Genomic DNA, 19,245 nt, shown 5'->3' with positions numbered 1-19,245 from the left:
CCGCAACAGGCTCCACAGGACGCCATTGGTCGGATAAACCGCCAGCCCGTGGATCGAGCTGTTCGTGTGCTATCTAAAACTGATATCACTATGATACCGTTGAGATAACAGTGGTTCTCGTGGGAAGTAGGGGATTGTGATGAGTTCGGATAGCGACGTGATGGTGGAGATGCCGAAGCCGAAGGTGAGTGAGCGGCCGGCCGGGGATCTGGGTGGCTGGCCGATGGCCGGGCTGGCCTTCGTGCTGGGGGTCGCCGGGATCGTGCTGTTCGTGCTGGGGGCGAGTGGTGATCAGATCGCGCTCGTCATCGTGGGCATCGTCGCCTTCGTCGTCGCGCTGATCATCGCCGCCGGCCTCACCCCGGTATCACCCGGCCGCGCCCGCGTCCTGCAGATCCTCGGCCGGTACGCCGGGACGATCCGTACCGACGGCCTGCGCTGGGTCAACCCGATCACCGCCCGCAAGGAGGTCTCGACCCGGATCCGCAACCACGAAACGGCCGTTGCCAAGGTCAACGATGCCGACGGTAACCCGATCGAGATCGCCGCGGTGGTGGTCTGGCAGGTGGAGGACACCGCGCAGGCGATGTTCGAGGTGGACGACTTCGTCCGGTTCGTCGCGATCCAGACCGAGACCGCCGTCCGGCACATCGCGAACAGCTACCCGTACGACGTGCACGACCAGACCGACCGGATGTCGTTGCGCGACAGTACAAACGAGATCACCGAGAAGCTGTCGACCGAGATCGGCGCCCGGGTGCGCGCGGCCGGCGTGCACGTGATCGAGTCGCGGATCACCCACCTGGCCTACGCGCCGGAGATCGCCCAGGCGATGCTGCGTCGCCAGCAGGCGGGTGCGGTGGTGGCCGCTCGGCAGCAGATCGTCGAGGGTGCGGTCGGCATGGTCGAGCTCGCGCTGGCCCGGTTGTCCGAGCGTCAGGTCGTCGAGCTGGACGAGGAGCGCAAGGCGACGATGGTCAGCAACCTGCTCGTGGTGCTCTGCGGTGATCGGGACGCCCAGCCCGTGGTCAACGCCGGTTCGCTCTACCAGTAGGGCTTGCTCGTGGCTGCTGAACGCAAGAAGATCCTGCTCCGGCTGGATCCCGTGGTGCACGACGCGCTGGCCCGGTGGGCGGCCGACGATCTGCGCAGCACCAACGCCCAGATCGAGTTCCTGCTCCGCCGCGCCCTCGCCGACGCCGGCCGCCTCCCCGGCGACGTCGGCAAGATGCGCGGCCCGGGCCGCCCGTCCAAAGAAGAGTCCTAGCCCTCGCCGCGTTGCCGACTGCCCCGAACTGGTGCTACGGTTCATTAGTCAAGTAATGAACCTATGAACCGAAGAACCATCAGGGGCGGGAGGGGGTCACGGTGTTCGACGATCGCAGCCCGATCTACCTCCAGATCGCGGACCAGATCAAGAACGACATCGTCACCGGCGCCCTCGGCGAGGACGAGCAGGTGATGTCGACGAACCAGTACGCGGCGTTCTACCGGATCAACCCCGCCACCGCCGCCAAGGGTTTCGCCCAGCTGGTCGACGAGGGCGTGCTCTACAAGAAGCGCGGTATCGGCATGTTCGTCAGCAAGGACGCCCGCGACCTCCTCCGCACCGGCCGGCGCGACTCGTTCTTCGCCGATGTGGTCGACCCGATGATCCGTGAGGCCAAGGCGATCGGCGTACCGCTGACCGACGTCGTCCAGCACATCCAGAAGGATGGTGAGCACCAGTGACTTCCATCGGCCTGGGAGTAAGGACGGAGAACCTGACTGTCAGGTTCTCCGGCTTGCCGGCCCTGGACGGGCTCGACCTGCGGCTCGCGCCGGGCAAGATCCATGGCCTGCTGGGCCGCAACGGCTCCGGCAAGAGCACGCTGGCTGCCGTCCTGGCCGGCTTCCGGAAGCCCGATGACGGCCGGGTGCTGATCGAAGGCGACGAGCTGGGTGGCGGCCTCGAGCCGTACGAGGACGCCGTCGTGACGAGCCGGATCTGCTTGATCCGCGAGTCGGGCGACCTGGTCGGCTCCGCGGCGGTCAAGCACGTGCTCGGGCTGGCGCGCGACCTGCGGCCGTACTGGAACGACGAGTTGGCCGGCGAGCTGCTCGACAAGTTCGAAGTACCGCTGAAGAAGAAGGTGCAGAAGCTCTCGCGGGGCAAGAAGTCGGCGCTCGGCGTCGTGCTGGGGCTGGCCAGCCGCGCGCCGCTGACGATCTTCGACGAGAGCTATCTGGGCATGGACGTGCCGTCGCGCAACCTCTTCTACGACGCGCTGCTCGCCGAATACACCGAGGTTCCACGGACGATCATCTTGTCCACCCACCTGGTCAGCGAGGTCAGCGCGCTGCTCGAAGAGGTCGTCATCCTCGACAACGGCCGGCTCGTCACCCAGTCGCCGGTGGATGCCCTGCGCGGTCGCGGCGCCTCGATCGTCGGCCCCGCCGCGGCGGTCGACGAGCTCACCGCGGACCTCACGGTGCTCGCCGAGCAACGCCTCGGTGGTACCAAGTCCGCCACGGTGCTCGGCGATCTGGACGACGCGCTGCTCGCCAAGGCGCAGTCGGCCGGCCTCGAGATCGGCCCGGTCGGCCTGCAGGAACTGTTCGTCCACCTGACCGGTACGACGCGCGCAAAGGAGGCCTCCGAATGACCACTCAGTCCATGGCCCGTACTGCGGTCCTGCCGGGCGGGATCACCTCGATCGGCCGGCTCAAGCGCGTGCTCGTCTCGATGGCGGTCGGCCTGCGCCCGATGATCGTCGGCTACTGGCTCGTGATGACCGTGACGTTCCTGATCGGCGGGCTGATCACGCAGTGGATCGGTGGCGGTCTCGACCACAGCATGTGGGACTACGGCACCCAGTCGCCGAAGTACTTCTCCTCGGCGATCGGTATCACCCTGGCGCCGGCACTGTTCACTCTGCTCATCGCGCACGGCGTCACCCGGCGAATGTTCGCCCTGGCCGGCAGCATCCTGCTGGTCGGCGCCGCGGCCGCGACCGCGCTGCTCTGGGTGTTCTCCTACCAGGTGGAGCGCGTCATCTACGACTGGGCGGGGCTGACCCAGGCGCTGGACAACCCGCATCTGTTCACCAAGACGACCCAGGTCGGGCTCATCTTCACCGAGTTCTTCCTGCTGATCATCGCGCACGAGGCCGCCGGCTGGCTGATCGGCATCAGCTTCTACCGGTTCGGTTTCTGGAAGGGTCTCCTGCTGCTGCCGCTGGGTCTGGTGCCGGCCGCCGCCGCGGAACTCCTGCTGGTCGCCCAGTGGCTCGCCGACGCCCTGCGCAACACCGGCTACCACCGTCCACCACTGGCGATCGGCGTACCGGGAGTGCTCGCGGTCAGCGCACTCGGCCTGTACTTCGGTTACCTGCTGCTCCGCCCGATGGCGCTCAAACCCGCCAAGAGCTGACACCCCGTAAACCCTGTAGCAGTTAGGGAGGCTCCGCCATGCCCGAAAACACTTTGGTTGACGACCTTGTGGTGGTCAATCACCTCCGCAAGACCTACGGCGCGACCGTCGCCGTCGACGACGTCTCGCTGACCGTCCGCGAGGGCGAGATCTTCGGCATCCTCGGCCCGAACGGCGCCGGCAAGACCACCACGGTCGAGTCGATCGCCGGGCTGCGTACGCCGGACGCCGGTACGGTCCGGGTCGCCGGTCTCAAGCCGAGCAAGCGGCGTACCGAGATCACCTCGCTGGTCGGCGTCCAGTTGCAAGCCAGCGAGTTGCCCGAGCGGATCAAGACCCGCGAGGCGCTGGAGCTGTACGCGTCGTTCTACCCGGACCCGGTCGACCCGGCGGAGCTGCTCGAGCGGCTCGGGCTGACCAAGGTGCGCGACACCGCCTTCGCCAAGCTGTCCGGTGGGCAGAAGCAGCGGCTGTCGATCGCGCTAGCGTTGATCGGCAAGCCGAAGATCGCGATCCTCGACGAGCTGACCACGGGCCTCGATCCGCAGGCGCGGCGCGACACCTGGGAGCTGGTCAAGCAGATCCGCGACTCGGGCGTGACGATCATCCTGGTCACCCACTTCATGGAGGAGGCCGAGTACCTCTGTGACCGGATCGCCATCATCGACGGCGGCAAGGTCGTCGCCCTGGACACCCCGGCCGGCCTGGTCGACGCCGCCCGCACCGACCAGCGGATCAGCTTCCGGGTGCCCGGCTCTTTGGACGACGCGATCTTGAAAGCCCTGCCCGCGGTCAACTCCGTACTACGCGACGGCGACCGGATCGTTGTCACCGGCAACGATGACCTGCTCGTCGCGGTCGTCACCGAACTCGCCGGCCGAGGACAGGCGCCGCTCGACCTGCACACCGAACAGACCACCCTCGACGACGCCTTCCTCGCGTTGGCGGGCCGGAACTTCGAAGGAGCGGAACGATGAGCCAGACCCTGACCCTCACCCGGATCGAGAGCAAGCTGTTCCTGCGCGAGTGGACCGGGCTGTTCTTCGTCTTCGTGCTGCCCGTCGGCCTGCTGACGATCTTCTCGCTGCTGGACGACGGCAGCGCGCCGACCGACGGCATTCCGGCCAGCTTCCTGCCCACGATGGCGATCGGGATCGGGATCGGCATCCTCGGGATGGCGACCCTGCCGATGATCCTGGCCGGCTACCGCGAGAAGGGTGTCCTCCGCCGGATGTCGACGACCCCGGTCCGCCCGGTCAAACTCCTGATCGCCCAGCTGCTCCTGCACCTGGCCGCGGGAATCCTCGTGATCGCCCTCATCCTCGGCCTGGGCACCCTCGTCTTCGGCGCCGAGCTGCCGAGCTCCCCGCTACCCTTCGTCATCTCGGCCTTGCTCTACACCGTCGCCGAACTCTCGATCGGCGTCCTGATCGCCGGCCTCGTCTCCACCGCGAAGGGCGCCAGTATCGTCGGCAACCTGCTCTTCTTCCCGAGTATGTTCTTCGCGGGCGTCTGGACCCCCGGCGACCTGATGCCGCACGCCCTCCGCTGGGTCCGCGACATCACCCCGATGGGCGCCGGTATGACCAGCATGCAAGACGCCTGGTCGGGCCACTGGCCGGGTCTCGAACACCTCGTCGCTCTCCTCGCCGTCACCGTCGCCTGTATCGGCCTGGCGGCGCGTTTCTTCCGCTGGGAATGAGGTTCCTTCCGGCCGGGAAAGAACTGGGTTATGCACAGGGGGTGTGCATAACATCGGCCGTTTCTGTGGATGGTTGCGTACTCACTGTGGACGACACGCGGCGGCTCGCGGAATCTCCGAACCTCTTTGTGGGAAAGGGTTGTGCGCGCACCGGCCCGGGGGGTAGAAATGTCGACACGCTGTTCCTCCGGGAGCGGCGGGTCGGACGGATACCGAGGACCCTCGCAGTGGGGATCCCCACTGAAGTAGACCGGTGACGGGGTCTGCTGGACCCGACGGACCCGTTCGGGAGGCTGGAGACGTCACCTTCCTTCAGCTGTACGGGGGCCCCTCCGACTCATACTCGGAGGGGCCCGCTTTTCGGGCACATAACGGAACCGGCCGGTGCACCAAGTGCACCGGCCGGCCTGTTCGGTAGAGCGTTCAGCGGAGAGTGATCCGCACCGTCGAGTGCGACCCGCGAGCGGTCACGCGCACCTCGGTGCCCCGAGCCGTCGTCACCAGCTTGTACTGCGCTGCGCGCCCGTCGAGCGTCACCGTACGAACCTTCGCTCCCGCGGGCAGGACGGCACCGACCGTAACGGTTGCCGCCAGCCCCTTAGTGTGGACCTCGGTCCGAAGTTCCTTGCCGACAAGGGATGCGGACACATCCACGGATCCGCGACCCAGCCGGATGTTGCTACCGGCCACCTTCTGCTGGCCGCCTGGAATCTGCGGGACGATGGCCACCTTCCCGTGCCCCAGATTTGGGTCGACACCCAACTGCTGGTGCACGACCGGCCACAGCACGCCGTACGTGCCCCACGCCTGCATCGTCATCGAGCGGTCGGTGAACGCCCGGTCGATGTTCGCCGGCGAGTCCGGAGACGGCGCGATCTCCGGCATGCCGCCGGGCGTCTCCCAGACCTCGAGGTCGAGCTGGATCCGGGCATTGCCGGTCGTGTAGGCCTGCTGCTGGTTCTGGCCGAGCCGACCGAAGTTGCCCTCGGCAACCGCCATGATCGACGTGTTCAGCGAGAAGATGCTGCGCTCGCTCTTCACGCCAGAGATCACGTCGTCGCACGTCGCGCCCGGGTTTCCGGCAGGGTCCGAGGTCGGCCCGGTACCGGTGTGGAAGAGTCCGAATTCCCCGGTGTAGCAGGGCTTCTCGCGTTGGTCGAGTGCCGTCTTGGCGTGCTCGATCGACGCCAGGGGAGTGGTCGGCTGACCTGGGCGGACCAGCTCGGCCTCCATCGGGGTGACGCCGGTCCAGTGCCGCTGGAAGATCGGCGTGTTGTCGTTCGCCGGGTTGGCCGGGTCGTCGACCGAGTCGGCGTACCCGAAGGCCTTGCCGACCCACCACTGCGTCTCGAACCGCTGCTCGAGATCATCAGCCTTGCCGGCCGCCCACTGCTGCGTCGCCCGGTCGTGCCTGGACGCCGCCAGATCGGCGAGGTCGCGCAGGCCGCGGGCGAGGTACACGGTGCTGTCGAGCTTCTCCGAGCCCATCCCGCTGCGCTCGACGTTCGCGAGTCCCTCGAGCCAGCCGTCGCCGTCCTTGTCCAGCTCCCGGTAGACGTACTTGAGGTTGCGCACGCTGAAGTCGTACATCTCGTCGCGGAACCGGTCGTCACCCGTCCACCGCCACAACAGCGCGACGATGCTGGGGAACTTGACCGTCTCGTCGGTGTTGCCCGCGCTCGTGTTCGAGCCGAAGTACACGTCACCGGTCGGCGTCACCTCGTGGGCGACCTTGCCGCTGCGGTCGTTGAGCAGGTCGCTCACGTCGCGCAGCGCCCGCAGATGCGCCTTCACCGTGTCGAACTGGCCGGCCGCCACAGCGGCGTACGAGGTGTACTCGCCGTCGGTCGCGAACAGCCACGGATAGTCGGGGAAGCCGGCGCCGAACCAGCGGGCGACGTCGACCGTGCCGCTGGGTGCGGGGTACGACTTGCCCTCGTTGACGTCGCGGATCTGCAGGTTGTGCGCCTCCTGGACCGAGTCGGCCAGGTTCTGCTTGCTCCACTCGACACTCTGCTGCAGCAGCCGGTCACCAGGCAGGTCCACTGCGGACATCTCGTCGATCGCGGCACGACTCTCTTTCTTTGCCTGCAGCAACTTCTCGGGGTTGCCGATGGCGCGCTTGTACTCGCGCTGCGCCGCGGCCTGGCCCTCGTCCGAGCCGGCGACGGCGAACCACACCGTCGTCGTCCGGCCGGGCTTGAGGTCGACGCTGTAGGTCAGCCGCCCGCCGGTGCCCTTGCCGAAGGCGGTGTCGTCGCAGTGTTTCGGTGCATCGCCGTCGGCTGGGCAGATGACGGCTGGGTCTTGCGGGCCGCGGTTGTTCGCGCTGAGCGCATGAGTCGTCGGCCGCAGGGACGAGCCGACGATCGCGTTGTAGTCGTGCTTGGCGGCGTTGGGCACTGGCGGGGTGCCCTGGTCGCGGAACTGCAGCGTGCCATCGGCGTACGAGCCGCTGTCGGGAAGGTTCGTCTGGCCGGCGTTGGGAGTGGTGCCGCCCCACGGGTACGTCGGCATGAGCTCTGAATGCGCGTCGACGTCGAGCTTGACCGTCCTCGCCTTGGTGGACTTGAGCGTCAACCCGACGACCGTCGCGCGAACACCGTCGGGCACGAAGTCGGTGCGCTCGACGCTGACGTCACTCGGGTAGCTGATCCGCTGGTAGCCATGACCACTCGTGTACTTCGCGGCCGCGACATCCTTGCCGAGCCAGGCCCCGTCGACCCCGAACCAGATCCCGTCGAGCAACTTCAGCGGGGGAGTCCAGATCCCACCCATCTCACCCCGCGTATGCCACCCGGTTGCCGGATAGAGCCCGGTCTCATCACCCATCGCATAGGCCCGATCACCCACCACCAGCGACCGTCGATCCGCCAACCGCCTGGCCTCGGACAACTCACCGTCCGCCTGCGCTGCGGCGGTCGCGTTCTCGTCTGCGCTTGGCCGGAGAGCGGGTTGTCCAGCGGCTGCGATGGAGGGGATCCCGCTGAGCGCGAGGACCGTGGCTGAGGCGACCAGGCCGGCCGCACCGGCGTACCGGCGTCTGGTCGGTCTTCTGGTTCTTCCAGTTGGTGCGGTTCGTGCGGTTCGTCCGACAGGGCGGGGTGTCATGACGCTTCCTCCTTCTGGCGGTGGCTTTGCACCGCCTGCATCAGCCCGGGGCTGAGCTGCCCCTGACTACTAGCTCGGGTTGCAGGAGTCGTTCGGTGGAGCGGTTCGGGGCCGGGGTGGTGAGGATGTCGATCAGCTCGGTGGCGATCTGGTCCATCGGCTGCCGGATGCTCGTGAGTGCGGGGGAGACGACCGACGCGAGCGGCGAGTCGTCGAAACCGGTGACCGCGACGTCGACTCCGGCGGTAAGGCCGCGACGAGCGAGTTCGCGGAGGGCGCCGAGCGCGAGAATGTCGCTGATGGCAACGATCGCGTCGATGGCGGGGTCGGCGTCGAGCAGTTCCGCAGTACCGCGAGCGCCTTCGTCGATGGAGTCCTCCTGGCAGCGGAAGGCGAGCTCGCTCGAGCTGGGCAGCCCGAGCTCGCGGCAGCTCACCTGCCAGCCGCTCAACCGATCCTCTGCGAGTCCGGACGTCTTCGGCCAGCTGAGAAAGGCGATCCGCCGGCGACCGGTCTCGTGCAGATGCCGAACCGCGGCCGCGCACCCGCCGGCGCCGTCGACATCAACCCAAGGCCCCGGCTGCGTGGACTCCTTCCAGACCCGCCCGAACGACACGAACGGAATCTGCTGCTCCTTCAACCACCCATGCCGCGGATCATGCGTCTCGGTCTGCGAAAGCACGAACCCATCCACCAGCCGGCGCGCATGCAGGTCCTCGTACACCGGCATTCCCACCACCCCGACAGGGGCCGTGAACAACAAGATATGCCGCCCACTGCTCTCCGCCGAAGCACACAGCGCGTGCAGGAACTGGTCCATCACCAGATGCGCCTGCCCGCCGGGCCAGCTCGGAACGCAGTACCCGATCAGCTCGACAGCGCTCGTCCGGAGACTTCGCGCGTTACGATTGGGGCGGTAGTTGAGCAACTGGATCGATCGAGTCACCCGCTGCAAGGTGTCCGGCCGCAGTCGATGAGGCGCATTCAAGGCGTTGGAAACGGTCTGCACCGACACCTCAGCATGAGCGGCAACCTGCTTCAGCGTAGCCACGAACTACCTCCCGCCTCCCCCGAGGACAGTCGTTTTAACGTTCAAATGCACTCGCAGTCTCACCGCCGAACCCCTGCCGTGTCAACGGTCAGTTGATCCGGGGTGGGCCGGCGCGCAGGATCTCGTGGGCTTCAGCGGGCGGACCGGGCGCGATCCAGCGCCCCTGCCAAGTGGCCCCCGCTTCGGTGAACGCGCGCGGATCGCCATCGCTGAGCCTCACCTTCACCTCGAAGCCGTCCGTCTCGCCACGCTCGGCGAGCAGTTCGCGGACGTCCTCCGGGGTGATCTGCTGGGGGCTGTCCGTCGCCCCCTTGTAGGCCGCGCTGCCGTCCCAGCGCAGGATTCGCCGTCGCACGGACGGGACGAGGAAGTTGCCGCCGACCCAGATCGGGATCCTCGGCTCCTGCACCGGGACCGCGCTGAGTTGAGCGCCGTCGAGCCGGTAGTGCTTGCCGGCGTAGTGCACCGGCTCACCCGTCCACAGGGCGGCGATGATCTCCAGGGACTCGTCCAGCATCTCCGCCAGGACGCGCGGCTCGCCGGACAGGAACGGGTCGCCCGGATCCCCGATCCCCACCCCGAGGATCATCCGCCCGCCCGACAAGTGGTCGAGGGCAACGGCTTCGGCGGCCAGCTTCCACGGATGGCGACGGGGCACCGGCGTGACCGTAGTACCGAGTTTGATCGTCGACGTCGCACAAGCCATCGCCGCCAGACAGATCCACGGATCGTACGTCGGCAGCGAGGCCTCGCCCTGGTAGACGAGATAGTCCTCCAGGAACACCCCGTCCCACCCGCAGTCCTCCGCGATCCGCGCAAGCTCGGCCAGCCCGCGCGGATCGCGCCCCGCCCCTACCGCTCCGAACGTCACCGAAAATCGCATGCCCTCAAACTAGCCACCCCCACCGACAAGTTATGTCAGGCCGCGTGGCCGCCGTCGACGCTCAGTTCGGTGCCGGTCACATACGAGCCACCCGGCCCGGCCAGGTAGAGCACCGCGGCTGCGACGTCCTCCACCGTCCCGAAGCGGTCGAGCGCAAGATAGGACCGCTGCGTCGCCGCGAACGGGCCGTCGGCCGGGTTCATCGAGGTGTCGATCGGCCCCGGCTGGACGACGTTCGAGGTGATCCCGCGCGCGCCGAGATCGCGCGCCAGCCCCTTGTTCATCCCGACCACCGCCGCCTTGCTCATCGCATACAGGCTCATCCCCGGCCCGGTGTTCCGATCCGCGATGCAACTCCCGATGTGGATCATCCGCCCGCCGTCAGCCAGCAGACCCGCCGCAGCCTGCGCCGCGACGTACAGGCCCCGGACATTCACCGCCAGCACCCGATCGAGCTCCTCGACCGTCACGTCGCCGATCATCCCCACCGCCCCGACCCCGGCGTTGTTGACGAGAACATCAAGCCCACCTAGTACTTCGTACGCCCGCGCGACCGCCGCCGTGACCGCCCCCGCATCCGCGGCGTCCGCCTCGATCGCGAAGCCACGCCGCCCGGCAACCTCGATCTGCTTGACCACCCCGGCGGCATCCTCAGGCGAGCTGTTGTACGTGATCGCAACATCGGCCCCACGCGAAGCCAGCGCGATCGCCACCGCCGCCCCGATCCCACGGCTCCCGCCCGTCACCAGCGCCAGTTTCCCCATCAGCTCAGTCATCGTTTCACTTTCTCGTTGTCCTACAGGGCTTCTACTCCTCCTAGTTCAGCCGCCCCGCCCCCGCCGAGCTGGCGGAAATACGACCCGGGCTCCTGATGTCGCCTTTCCGCTACTGCGCTGCCCACCTCGATGTCGTGAACTCGCTAGAAAGTGTCGGCGGGGGCGGGGATGCTGGGGGAGTGTATGAATGCGTCGAGCGGTGCGTGCGAGCGGTCCAGTCGAAGGACGCCCGGTTCGACGGCTGGTTCTTCACCGCGGTACTGACCACCAAGATCTACTGCCGGCCGAGTTGCCCGGTGGTTCCGCCCAAGGTCAAGAACATGCGGTTCTACCCGAGCGCCGCCGCGGCCCAGCAGGCCGGTTTCCGCGCCTGCAAGCGCTGCCGCCCGGACGCGAGCCCGGGGTCGCCGGAGTGGAACGATCGCGCCGACCTGGTCGCCCGCGCGATGCGACTCATCGGCGACGGCGTGGTCGACCGCGACGGCGTACCAGGCCTCGCGGCCCACCTCGGTTACAGCGTTCGCCAGGTGCAGCGGCAGTTGCAGGCCGAGCTCGGCGCCGGGCCGCTGGCTCTCGCCCGGGCCCAGCGCGCCCAGACCGCGCGGCTCCTGATCGAGACCAGCTCGCTGCAGATGGCCGATGTCGCTTTCGCAGCAGGGTTCTCCAGCGTGCGGACGTTCAACGAGACGGTCCAGGAGGTCTTCGCCCTCTCGCCGAGCGAGCTCCGCACCCGGGCCAAACGCGGCGATGCGTCCACCGCGCCAGGCACGATCTCGCTGCGCCTCCCGTTCCGCCAGCCGTTGACGCCCGACAACCTCTTCGGCCACCTGATCGCCACCGGCGTACCGGGGGTCGAGGAGTGGTCCGGCGGCGCCTACCGGCGAACTCTGCGCCTCCCGCACGGTCACGGCGTGGTGGCCCTCCGCCCGATGCCCGACCACATCGCCTGCCAGCTCTCGCTCACCGACCAGCGCGACCTGTCGATCGCGATCAGCCGCTGCCGCCGGATGCTCGACCTCGACGCCGACCCGGTCGCCGTCGACGACCTGCTCCGTACCGACCCCGTCCTCGCGCCGCTGATCGAGAAGGCGCCAGGCAGACGGGTTCCACATACGGTCGACGGCGCCGAGTTCGCAGTACGGGCCGTGCTCGGGCAGCAGGTGTCGACGGCTGCCGCGCGGACTCACGCGAGCCGGCTCGTTCGGGCGTACGGCGAACCGATCGACGATCCGCTCGGCGGATTGACCCACCTCTTCCCGACGATGCAAGCGCTCGCCGGGCTCGATCCCGAGGCGCTAGCCTTCCCGAAGTCCCGGCGGACGACGCTGACCACGTTGATCGCGACGCTCGCGGCCGGTGAGATCGACCTGGGCGCCGGCAGCGACTGGGACAAGGCGCGCGAGCAGCTCGCGGCGCTGCCCGGGATCGGTCCGTGGACCGTCGAGTCGATCGCGATGCGCGCGCTGGGCGACCCTGACGCCTTCGTGGCCAGCGATCTGGGTATCAAGTACGCCGCCCGCGACCTCGGGTTGCCCGAGGCTCCCAAAGCGCTGATCGGGCATGCGCGGGCCTGGCGGCCCTGGCGGGCGTACGCGGTGCAGTATCTCTGGGCGACCGGAGACCACGCCATCAACAAGATCCCAGTAGTAGAGAGTGCGGAGTGAGATGAGCGACCTGACCACCGAACGCCTGCTGCTCAGACAATGGAAGGACAGTGACTACGAACCGTTCGCGGCGCTGAACTCCGACCCTGCTGTGGTGGAGCATTTCGCGCGCTCGTTGACACGGGCGGAGAGCGACGAGCTGATCGACCGGGTCAAGGTGTCGATCGAGAAGCGTGGCTTCGGATTCTGGGCGGTCGAAGTCCGGGAGACCGGGCGGTTCATCGGCTTCACCGGATTGTCGGTGCCGATCCTCGATGCGCCGTTCGTGCCCTGTGTGGAGATCGGCTGGCGCCTCGCGAAGGATGCCTGGGGCAACGGCTACGCCACCGAGGCGGCGCGCGCCTCGCTGGCGTACGGGTTCGGGGAAGCCGGGCTGGACGAGGTGGTGTCGTTCACGGCGACGACGAACAAGCCGTCCCAGCGGGTGATGGAAAGGCTCGGTATGACGCACGACGAGGCCGACGACTTCGACCACCCGCGGCTGCCTGCCGGGCATCGGTTGCAGCGGCACGTGCTCTACCGGATCACCCGCGCGCAGTGGGAGGCGTGACGATGGCCTACGCAGTGATCGACAGCCCGCTCGGCCCGCTCACGCTGGTCGCGGCCGACACCGGCGAGCTGGCCGGCCTCTACATGGAGCAACACCGGCACCGCCCGGCGATGGAGACGTTCGGATTGCGCGACGACTCCATCCTGCCGGAGGTCCAGCAGCAGCTGAAGCAGTACTTCGCCGGCGAGCGCACCACCTTCGACGTACCGCTGAAGCTGGCCGGGACGCCTTTCCAGCAACGCGTCTGGGAGGCGTTGCAGGACATCCCGTACGGCGAGATCACGACGTACGGGCAACTCGCCGCCACCCTCGGGCTGGTGCCGGGCGCCTCGCGAGCCGTCGGCCTCGCCAACGGCAAGAACCCGGTCAGCATCATCGTGCCGTGCCATCGCGTGATCGGCTCGACCGGCAGCCTGACCGGCTATGGCGGCGGCCTGGACCGCAAACAACGCCTGCTGGACCACGAACGAGCCGACGTACTCTTCTGAGCCCTCCCTCAACCGGCGAACAAAGTCCCGGTCCGGCGGACATAGTCCGTGTCCCGCCGCAGCATCGCGCACCGAAGATCCCGCAGGTCTGCCGACAGGTCGATGCCCAGTTCGCAGCGCAGTACCTTCTCGGCCCGGGCGCAGGTCCGCAGCGCGCCGTCGACGTCGCCACCCAGATAGCGGGCCCGCATCAGGTTGGCGTAGGACAGCTCGCGAAACGGCGCGCCGCGGAGCAGATCGTGGATCTCCGGGACGAGATCGGTGGTGTGCCCCAGCGTGAGCCGGACCGCGGACAGTCGCTCCCGCACGGTCAGCCGGAGTTCCTCGAGCGTCTCGGCCTGACGCCGTAGCTCCTCCGAGGCGGTGCAGTTCTGGCAGATCGGCCCGCGCCAGAGCGCCAGGGCTTGTGCGAGCGTCACCTCTGCCTCCTGTGGACGGTTCGCCTGCCGTTCGGCTTCGCCGCGCAGCGACAGCCGGCGGAAGATCGAGACGTCCAGCTCTTCCGGCTCGGCTCTGAGCCGGTAGCTCGCGCCACCATCGCCGGGCTCCATCGCCAGCCGGTCCTTGAGCAGCGGAGACGTCGCGTAGAGCTGGCGGCGCAACCGGGCCACGTGCAGCCGCAGGTTGTTGCGGGCCGAGCGAGGAGGCTTGTCCCACAGGGAGTTCAGCAGCTGATGCATCGGGATACACCGTCCCTCCGCGAGCATCAGAGCAACCAGCAAACCGCGGACAGGCGCCGAAGAGACGTCCGTCACGCCGCCGGCGGCTTCCACTTCGATCCGGCCGAGCATCCTGAACTGCATACGGTGGCATCCCCCAGGTCGTGTCTCGGTCACCGGACAACTAGCCACTCTGCGGAGCCGCGGGGTCACCGCGCCAACCTTTCGATCAGGACAAAGAGGGTTCCGCCGTGACCCGCAAGTACTGGCCATGCAGCGCGCATGCCGGGCTGATGCCCGGCCCGCCTACGTTCTGCCGCAGTGGCAATCGCCGCTGATCACCGACAGCTCGAAATGGAGGCAACAGATGCGAACCGTCCTCACCGGACTCAGCGACAAGCTGGTCGGATTCGTCGTGCCGGGCGTCACCGCCCACGCGCAGACCCAGGGTTGTGTCGAACTTCGCTCCTACTGCAACGGGGCGTGCCCGTTCTGGTGGTGGCGCCGGGCCCACGTCTGGGACTGCAACGGCATTCAGCACACCGACTACGAATGCTGTGGCTGCGGCTGCTGATTCGTCAGCCGATGAACTGAGCGGGTGCCGCGCCCTACGGAACAGGGCGCGGCACCCGTACTCGAAAGCCTAGACCTTTGCGAGGTGCCGGGGATGTCCGGATATGCGGTGATCTGTTGTCGATTGGTGTTCGGCGTCGTCTTCGCGGTCTCGCTGCTGAGCAAGACCCGCAGCCGCGGCCGGTACGCCGATTTCGTGGCGGCCGTGCCCGGCCTGGCGCCCGGAATCCCGGTCCGGCTGGCCGCGCCCGCCGTGATCGCGGGCGAGGCGGCCGTGATCGTCGCGATGGTGCTCCCCGGGACCGCCCCCCTCGGGTTCGCCGTGGCGGTGCTCCTGCTGATCGCTTTCACGGCCGGGATCGTGCACGCGATCCGGCAGCAGCAGAGCGTCAGCTGCCAATGCTTCGGGGCCTCCAAGGTTCCCGTCGGGCCGGCCCACGTGGTCCGCAACGGGTTCCTGTTGCTGGTCGCCGCGGTCGGCCTGATCGCGGCGCTCGGGCCTGGCTACGCGCAGCCCAGCGTCGGCGTGCTGACCAGTGCTGTTCTCACCGGCGCGGTCGCGGCCGCCGCCGTCCTGCTCACCGACGAGATCGCCGATCTCTTCCGCTCGAACCACTAGGAGGCTTCAGATGTCACCTGCAATCGCAGTAGGGATTCTTGTCGGTCTGCTGACCGTGCTCAACCTCGCTCTCACCATCGGCGTGATCCGCCGGCTGCGGGAACACACCGAACTGCTGGCGAACCGGCCCAGACAGGTCACGGTCAAGGTGATGGCCGGACCGGGGGAGCGGTCCAAGCCCTTCGACGCCGTCACCGTCGACGGCGACCTGATCAGCGACGCCGACCTCACCGGCGGCCGGACACTGGTCGGCATCCTCGCCAACGGTTGTACGTCGTGTGAGGAACGGCGGCCGGAGTTCGTCGAGCTGGCCAGCAGGTTCCCCGGCGGACGCGACCGGGTGCTGGCCGTGCTGGTCAGCGGGAGCGAGGACGCCGACCTGTCCGTCGAACGCGCGATGATCGAGCCCGTCGCCCGGCTGGCGCTGCAGGAACGCCCGGGCATCGGCATCACCGAGGCGCTCGGCGTCACCGGCTACCCGGCCTTCGCGCTCTTCGACGCCGACGGCACCGTACTGTCGTCCGGTACTGCGCTCGAGGATCTCGACCTGAGCCTGGTCGGGGTCTGACCCGTGCGCGGCATCGCCCAAGCGCTCAAGCTGACCTGGCAGACCAGCCGGCCGCTGACCAGCCTGTACGTCGTACTGACGATCGCCGGGGCGATACCGGCCCTGGCCACGGCCTGGCTGACCAAGAGCCTGCTCGACCTGCTCACCAGTGGCCAGGCGCCACTCGGCCAGGTGTTGTGGATCGGCCTCGCGCTGGGCGGTGCCGGTCTGCTCACCACCCTGGTGCCTTTCTCCACGCAGTACGCACAGAAAGAGACTGAGCGCAGGATCGGTCTGGTGGCGCAGGACCGGCTGTTCGGCGCCACCGAGCGGTACACCGGGATGGCCCGCTTCGAGGATCCGGAGTTCCTCGACAAGCTCCGGCTCGCCCAGCAGTACGGCGGTGCCACGCCGGGGATCCTGGTCGGGACGGCACTGTCGACGACCCGTACCGTGCTGATGGCCGCCGGGTTCCTGGGCTCACTGCTGATCTTGTCGCCCTGGCTCCCGCTGGTGGTGCTCGCGTCGTCGATCCCGGTCCTGCTCGCGGAGCTCTGGGTCGCCAAGGGCCGGGCGACCGTTCAGTACGAGCTTGGCCCGATCGAGCGGCGCGAGTTCTTCTACCGCGAGCTGCTCACCAACGTGCAAGCGGCCAAGGAGATCCGGTTGTTCGGGATCGGCGCCTTCCTGCGGGACCGGATGTCGGGCGAGCGCCGGGACGCGAACGGCCGGCAGACCAGGATCGACCTGCGGGATCTGGCGATCCAGAGCGGTACCGGACTACTGACCGCGACCCTGGCCGGTTCGGCCCTGGTCTGGGCCGTGCTGGCGGCGCGGAGCGGCCGGATCAGCATCGGCGACATCTCGCTACTGGTGGCCGCGATCGCCGGGGTGCAGACGGCGGTGGTCGGGCTGATGCGGGATATCGGCAATGCGCATCGGCAGCTGCTGATGTTCCGCAGCTATCTCGAGGTGATGGACGGTGAACCGGATCTGCCGGTGCGTGCGGACCCGCGCCCGGTCCCGCCGCTGACCGACACGATCGAGTTCCGTGACGTCTGGTTCCGCTACGGCCCGGACCGTCCGTGGGTGCTCTGCGGGATCAACCTCACCATCGGCGCCGGCCAGACCGTCGGCGTGGTCGGCCGGAACGGGGCCGGCAAGAGCACGCTGATCAAACTGCTCTGCCGGATGTACGACCCGGTTCGCGGCACGATCCACTGGAACGGCGTCGATCTGCGCGAGGTCGACCCGGCCGAGCTGCGGGACCGGATCGGGGCGGTTTTCCAGGACTACATGAACTACGACCTGACCGCCGCGGAGAACATCGGGCTCGGCGACCTGGACCGCTCCTTCGAGCCGGCCATGATCGAGTCGGCCGCGCGCCGGTCGGGCGCGCACGACTTCGTCTCGGCGTTGCCGCAGTCCTACGGGACGCTGCTGTCGCGGGTCTTCTTCCAGGACCTGTCCGGCCGCCGGACCGCTGGAGTGACCTTGTCGGGTGGCCAGTGGCAACGGATCGCGATCGCCCGCGCCTATGCCCGCGGCGACCGGGACCTGGTGATCCTCGACGAGCCGAGCTCCGGTCTCGACGCGGAGGCCGAGGCCGAGGTGCATCGTGGTCTGGCCGAGCACCGCAACGGCCGGACGAGTCTGCTGATCTCCCATCGGCTCGGGGCGCTGCGTGGCGCCGACCGGCTGGTGGTTCTCGACGACGGGCGGATCGTCGAACAAGGCGGTCACGACGAGCTGCTCGGCCGGCGCGGCTTGTACGCCAGGCTTTTCGAGCTGCAGGCCGAGGGGTACCAGGCATTGGTACCGGAGCCGTCGTGAGCGGCTGGCACGCGCTGCTGTTCGTAGTACTGGCGGCCGTGATCGCTGGTTCGGGGCTGTGGTGGGCGCGGCGGGTCTGGCTGCGGGTGGAGATCTCCGGGGCCAGTATGAGTCCGACCTTCGAGTCAGGGGACCGGGTGCTGGCTCGCCGGGTCGACCCGGGCCGGCTGGCGACCGGGGATGTGATCGTCTTCGAGGGACCGAACGCGGATGCGGAGGCGGCGGCGGAGTTGATCGGACGGCTGCGGACGTATGTGGCGGTCGCGCAGGATCCACCGGCGTTCACCGGGAGCGGCGGTTCCGGGCACCGGGTGATCAAGAGGGTGGCGGCGGTCGCGGGGGAGCGCCTGCCGTTCGCGATCCCGGGGCATGCCGAGGGTTCGGTCGTACCGGCTGGGAGCTTGGTGGTCGTCGGCGACAACCCGCGTTCGAGTGTCGACTCGCGTCAGCACGGCTACATCTCGGCGGATCAGGTGCTCGGGAGGGTCAGAATCTAAGTGCTCACTAGGTGAGCACTTATCGAGTGCATGCTGTTCCCATGAGCACAGAGGCCAAGGTCAAGCAGGTAGTCACCGACGACGAGGCGTTCGCCCCGGCCACGGTCGAGGAGTGGCGCGAGTGGTTGGCGCAGTACGGCCGCATCCAGCGCTCCGTCTGGCTCGTCGTCCACCGCAAGGGCGGCCCGGGGATCGACATCGCGGAGGCGGTCGAGCATGCGCTCTGCTTCGGCTGGATCGACAGCAAGACGCTGCCCCGCGACGCCTCCAGCACCTACCAGACCTTCACGCCGCGAAACCCCCGCAGCACCTGGAGCCAGGTCAACCGAGACCGCGTCAACCGCCTCCTCGCCGAAGGCCTGATGACCGCCCCCGGCCAGGAACTGATCGACCTCGCCAAGAAGACCGGCACCTGGGACTGCCTGGCCGAAGCCCAGAACGGCGTGATCCCCGCCGACCTCCAGTCAGAGCTCGACCACAACGAGAAGGCAGCCACCCACTTCGCCGCCTTCCCGCCCTCCTCCAAACGCCGGATCCTCGAATGGATCGCCCTGGCCAAACGCCCCGAAACCCGAGCCCGCCGCATCACCCAAACAGTCACCCTCGCCACCCAGAACCAACGCGCCAACCACCCACCCCGCTAGCGAGACGTCTCAGGGGTTAACCCCCGAGAGTGTGGGTTGCCCCGCCGGAATCTGGAGGGGCAACCCACCCTCTGGGGGGTTAACCCCAACGCCGTTCGGTTAGGTGTCTGCTTCGGGGGTCAAGTTGTGGATCTGGATGTTGATGGTGGCGTCGCGGGTGCGGCGGTCGGGGGTGCGGGTGGCGGCGCGGTATTTGGAGATCGCGCGTTTGATGACGCGGGCGCGGATGCGTGGTC

Annotated in this window: 21 protein-coding genes; 16 read left to right on the top strand and 5 right to left on the bottom strand. The window is 68.2% G+C overall.

All coding sequences use genetic code 11. The features are described from left to right. Positions 1–139: 139 nt before the first annotated feature. The 7 genes from G3I17_RS37960 to G3I17_RS37930 all read left to right on the top strand — a co-directional run bounded on the left by G3I17_RS37960 (position 140) and on the right by G3I17_RS37930 (position 5,114). Positions 140–1,054 carry an SPFH domain-containing protein gene (locus tag G3I17_RS37960; protein WP_164604028.1) on the top strand — a complete coding sequence of 305 codons (915 nt, stop codon included), beginning with the start codon at positions 140–142 and terminating at the stop codon, positions 1,052–1,054. Positions 1,055–1,057: 3 nt separating this feature from the next. Further along, positions 1,058–1,267, top strand: a complete 210-nt coding sequence (locus tag G3I17_RS37955) for a hypothetical protein (protein WP_203591314.1) — start codon at positions 1,058–1,060, stop codon at positions 1,265–1,267. A 101-nt stretch (positions 1,268–1,368) separates the two neighbouring features. After that, on the top strand, positions 1,369–1,731 hold the full coding sequence (locus tag G3I17_RS37950; protein WP_164604024.1) for a GntR family transcriptional regulator: 363 nt from the start codon (positions 1,369–1,371) through the stop codon (positions 1,729–1,731). After that, positions 1,728–2,645, top strand: coding sequence for an ABC transporter ATP-binding protein (locus G3I17_RS37945; RefSeq protein ID WP_203591313.1), 918 nt, complete (start codon positions 1,728–1,730; stop codon positions 2,643–2,645). Before G3I17_RS37950 ends, G3I17_RS37945 begins: the two co-directional genes overlap by 4 nt. Continuing rightward, positions 2,642–3,412, top strand: a complete 771-nt coding sequence (locus tag G3I17_RS37940; protein WP_203591312.1) for a hypothetical protein — start codon at positions 2,642–2,644, stop codon at positions 3,410–3,412. Before G3I17_RS37945 ends, G3I17_RS37940 begins: the two co-directional genes overlap by 4 nt. A gap of 38 nt (positions 3,413–3,450) precedes the next feature. Further along, positions 3,451–4,389 (top strand): ABC transporter ATP-binding protein, encoded by a 939-nt coding sequence (locus G3I17_RS37935; RefSeq protein WP_164604022.1) that lies wholly within the window; start codon positions 3,451–3,453, stop codon positions 4,387–4,389. Beyond that, entirely contained in the window at positions 4,386–5,114 is a 729-nt protein-coding gene (locus G3I17_RS37930) for an ABC transporter permease (protein WP_164604020.1), read from the top strand. The genes G3I17_RS37935 and G3I17_RS37930 overlap by 4 nt, the downstream gene beginning before the upstream one ends. Before the next feature lie 423 nt (positions 5,115–5,537). Here G3I17_RS37930 and G3I17_RS37925 read toward each other — a convergent pair whose 3' ends face one another. From G3I17_RS37925 to G3I17_RS37910, 4 genes are all read right to left on the bottom strand, one after another. Continuing rightward, a complete protein-coding gene (locus G3I17_RS37925) occupies positions 5,538–8,225 on the bottom strand; it encodes a hypothetical protein (RefSeq protein ID WP_203591311.1) in 2,688 nt (895 codons plus the stop codon). A gap of 40 nt (positions 8,226–8,265) precedes the next feature. After that, entirely contained in the window at positions 8,266–9,276 is a 1,011-nt protein-coding gene (locus G3I17_RS37920; RefSeq protein WP_164604018.1) for a LacI family DNA-binding transcriptional regulator, read from the bottom strand. An 88-nt stretch (positions 9,277–9,364) separates the two neighbouring features. After that, positions 9,365–10,159, bottom strand: coding sequence for an LLM class flavin-dependent oxidoreductase (locus tag G3I17_RS37915; RefSeq protein WP_164604016.1), 795 nt, complete (start codon positions 10,157–10,159; stop codon positions 9,365–9,367). A gap of 35 nt (positions 10,160–10,194) precedes the next feature. Continuing rightward, on the bottom strand, positions 10,195–10,935 hold the full coding sequence (locus G3I17_RS37910; protein WP_164604014.1) for an SDR family oxidoreductase: 741 nt from the start codon (positions 10,933–10,935) through the stop codon (positions 10,195–10,197). A gap of 179 nt (positions 10,936–11,114) precedes the next feature. On the opposite strand from G3I17_RS37910, the gene G3I17_RS37905 reads away from it, so the two are divergent. The 3 genes from G3I17_RS37905 to G3I17_RS37895 are packed head-to-tail and all read left to right on the top strand — an operon-like array spanning position 11,115 to position 13,637. Continuing rightward, a complete protein-coding gene (locus G3I17_RS37905; RefSeq protein WP_164604012.1) occupies positions 11,115–12,599 on the top strand; it encodes an AlkA N-terminal domain-containing protein in 1,485 nt (494 codons plus the stop codon). A gap of 1 nt (position 12,600) precedes the next feature. Then, entirely contained in the window at positions 12,601–13,149 is a 549-nt protein-coding gene (locus G3I17_RS37900; protein ID WP_164604010.1) for a GNAT family N-acetyltransferase, read from the top strand. A gap of 2 nt (positions 13,150–13,151) precedes the next feature. Then, on the top strand, positions 13,152–13,637 hold the full coding sequence (locus tag G3I17_RS37895; protein WP_164604008.1) for a methylated-DNA--[protein]-cysteine S-methyltransferase: 486 nt from the start codon (positions 13,152–13,154) through the stop codon (positions 13,635–13,637). A gap of 8 nt (positions 13,638–13,645) precedes the next feature. On the opposite strand, the gene G3I17_RS37890 is transcribed toward G3I17_RS37895, so the two are convergent. Then, complete coding sequence (locus tag G3I17_RS37890) at positions 13,646–14,440, bottom strand: BTAD domain-containing putative transcriptional regulator (RefSeq protein ID WP_164604006.1); 795 nt, start codon at positions 14,438–14,440, stop codon at positions 13,646–13,648. 223 nt (positions 14,441–14,663) lie between these two features. Here G3I17_RS37890 and G3I17_RS37885 point away from each other — a divergent pair, with 223 nt between their 5' ends. From G3I17_RS37885 to G3I17_RS37860, 6 genes are all read left to right on the top strand, one after another. Then, on the top strand, positions 14,664–14,870 hold the full coding sequence (locus G3I17_RS37885; protein WP_164604003.1) for a hypothetical protein: 207 nt from the start codon (positions 14,664–14,666) through the stop codon (positions 14,868–14,870). Positions 14,871–14,963: 93 nt separating this feature from the next. Next, positions 14,964–15,488 carry a MauE/DoxX family redox-associated membrane protein gene (locus G3I17_RS37880; RefSeq protein WP_164604002.1) on the top strand — a complete coding sequence of 175 codons (525 nt, stop codon included), beginning with the start codon at positions 14,964–14,966 and terminating at the stop codon, positions 15,486–15,488. Positions 15,489–15,498: 10 nt separating this feature from the next. Next, complete coding sequence (locus G3I17_RS37875) at positions 15,499–16,056, top strand: hypothetical protein (protein ID WP_164604000.1); 558 nt, start codon at positions 15,499–15,501, stop codon at positions 16,054–16,056. Positions 16,057–16,059: 3 nt separating this feature from the next. Further along, positions 16,060–17,868, top strand: a complete 1,809-nt coding sequence (locus G3I17_RS37870) for an ABC transporter ATP-binding protein (protein ID WP_164603998.1) — start codon at positions 16,060–16,062, stop codon at positions 17,866–17,868. Beyond that, on the top strand, positions 17,865–18,365 hold the full coding sequence (locus tag G3I17_RS37865; protein WP_203591309.1) for a S26 family signal peptidase: 501 nt from the start codon (positions 17,865–17,867) through the stop codon (positions 18,363–18,365). The genes G3I17_RS37870 and G3I17_RS37865 overlap by 4 nt, the downstream gene beginning before the upstream one ends. Before the next feature lie 41 nt (positions 18,366–18,406). Beyond that, the gene (locus G3I17_RS37860) at positions 18,407–19,009 is read left to right on the top strand and encodes a YdeI/OmpD-associated family protein (RefSeq protein ID WP_164603996.1); all 603 of its coding nucleotides are present in this window, start codon (positions 18,407–18,409) and stop codon (positions 19,007–19,009) included. Positions 19,010–19,245: the final 236 nt, after the last annotated feature.

Source organism: Streptomyces sp. SID13031 (assembly GCF_010548305.1).
Taxonomy (GTDB): domain Bacteria; phylum Actinomycetota; class Actinomycetes; order Propionibacteriales; family Kribbellaceae; genus Kribbella.
Note: the sequence above shows the minus strand (reverse complement) of the source record. Positions and strands in the feature narration are given on the sequence as shown.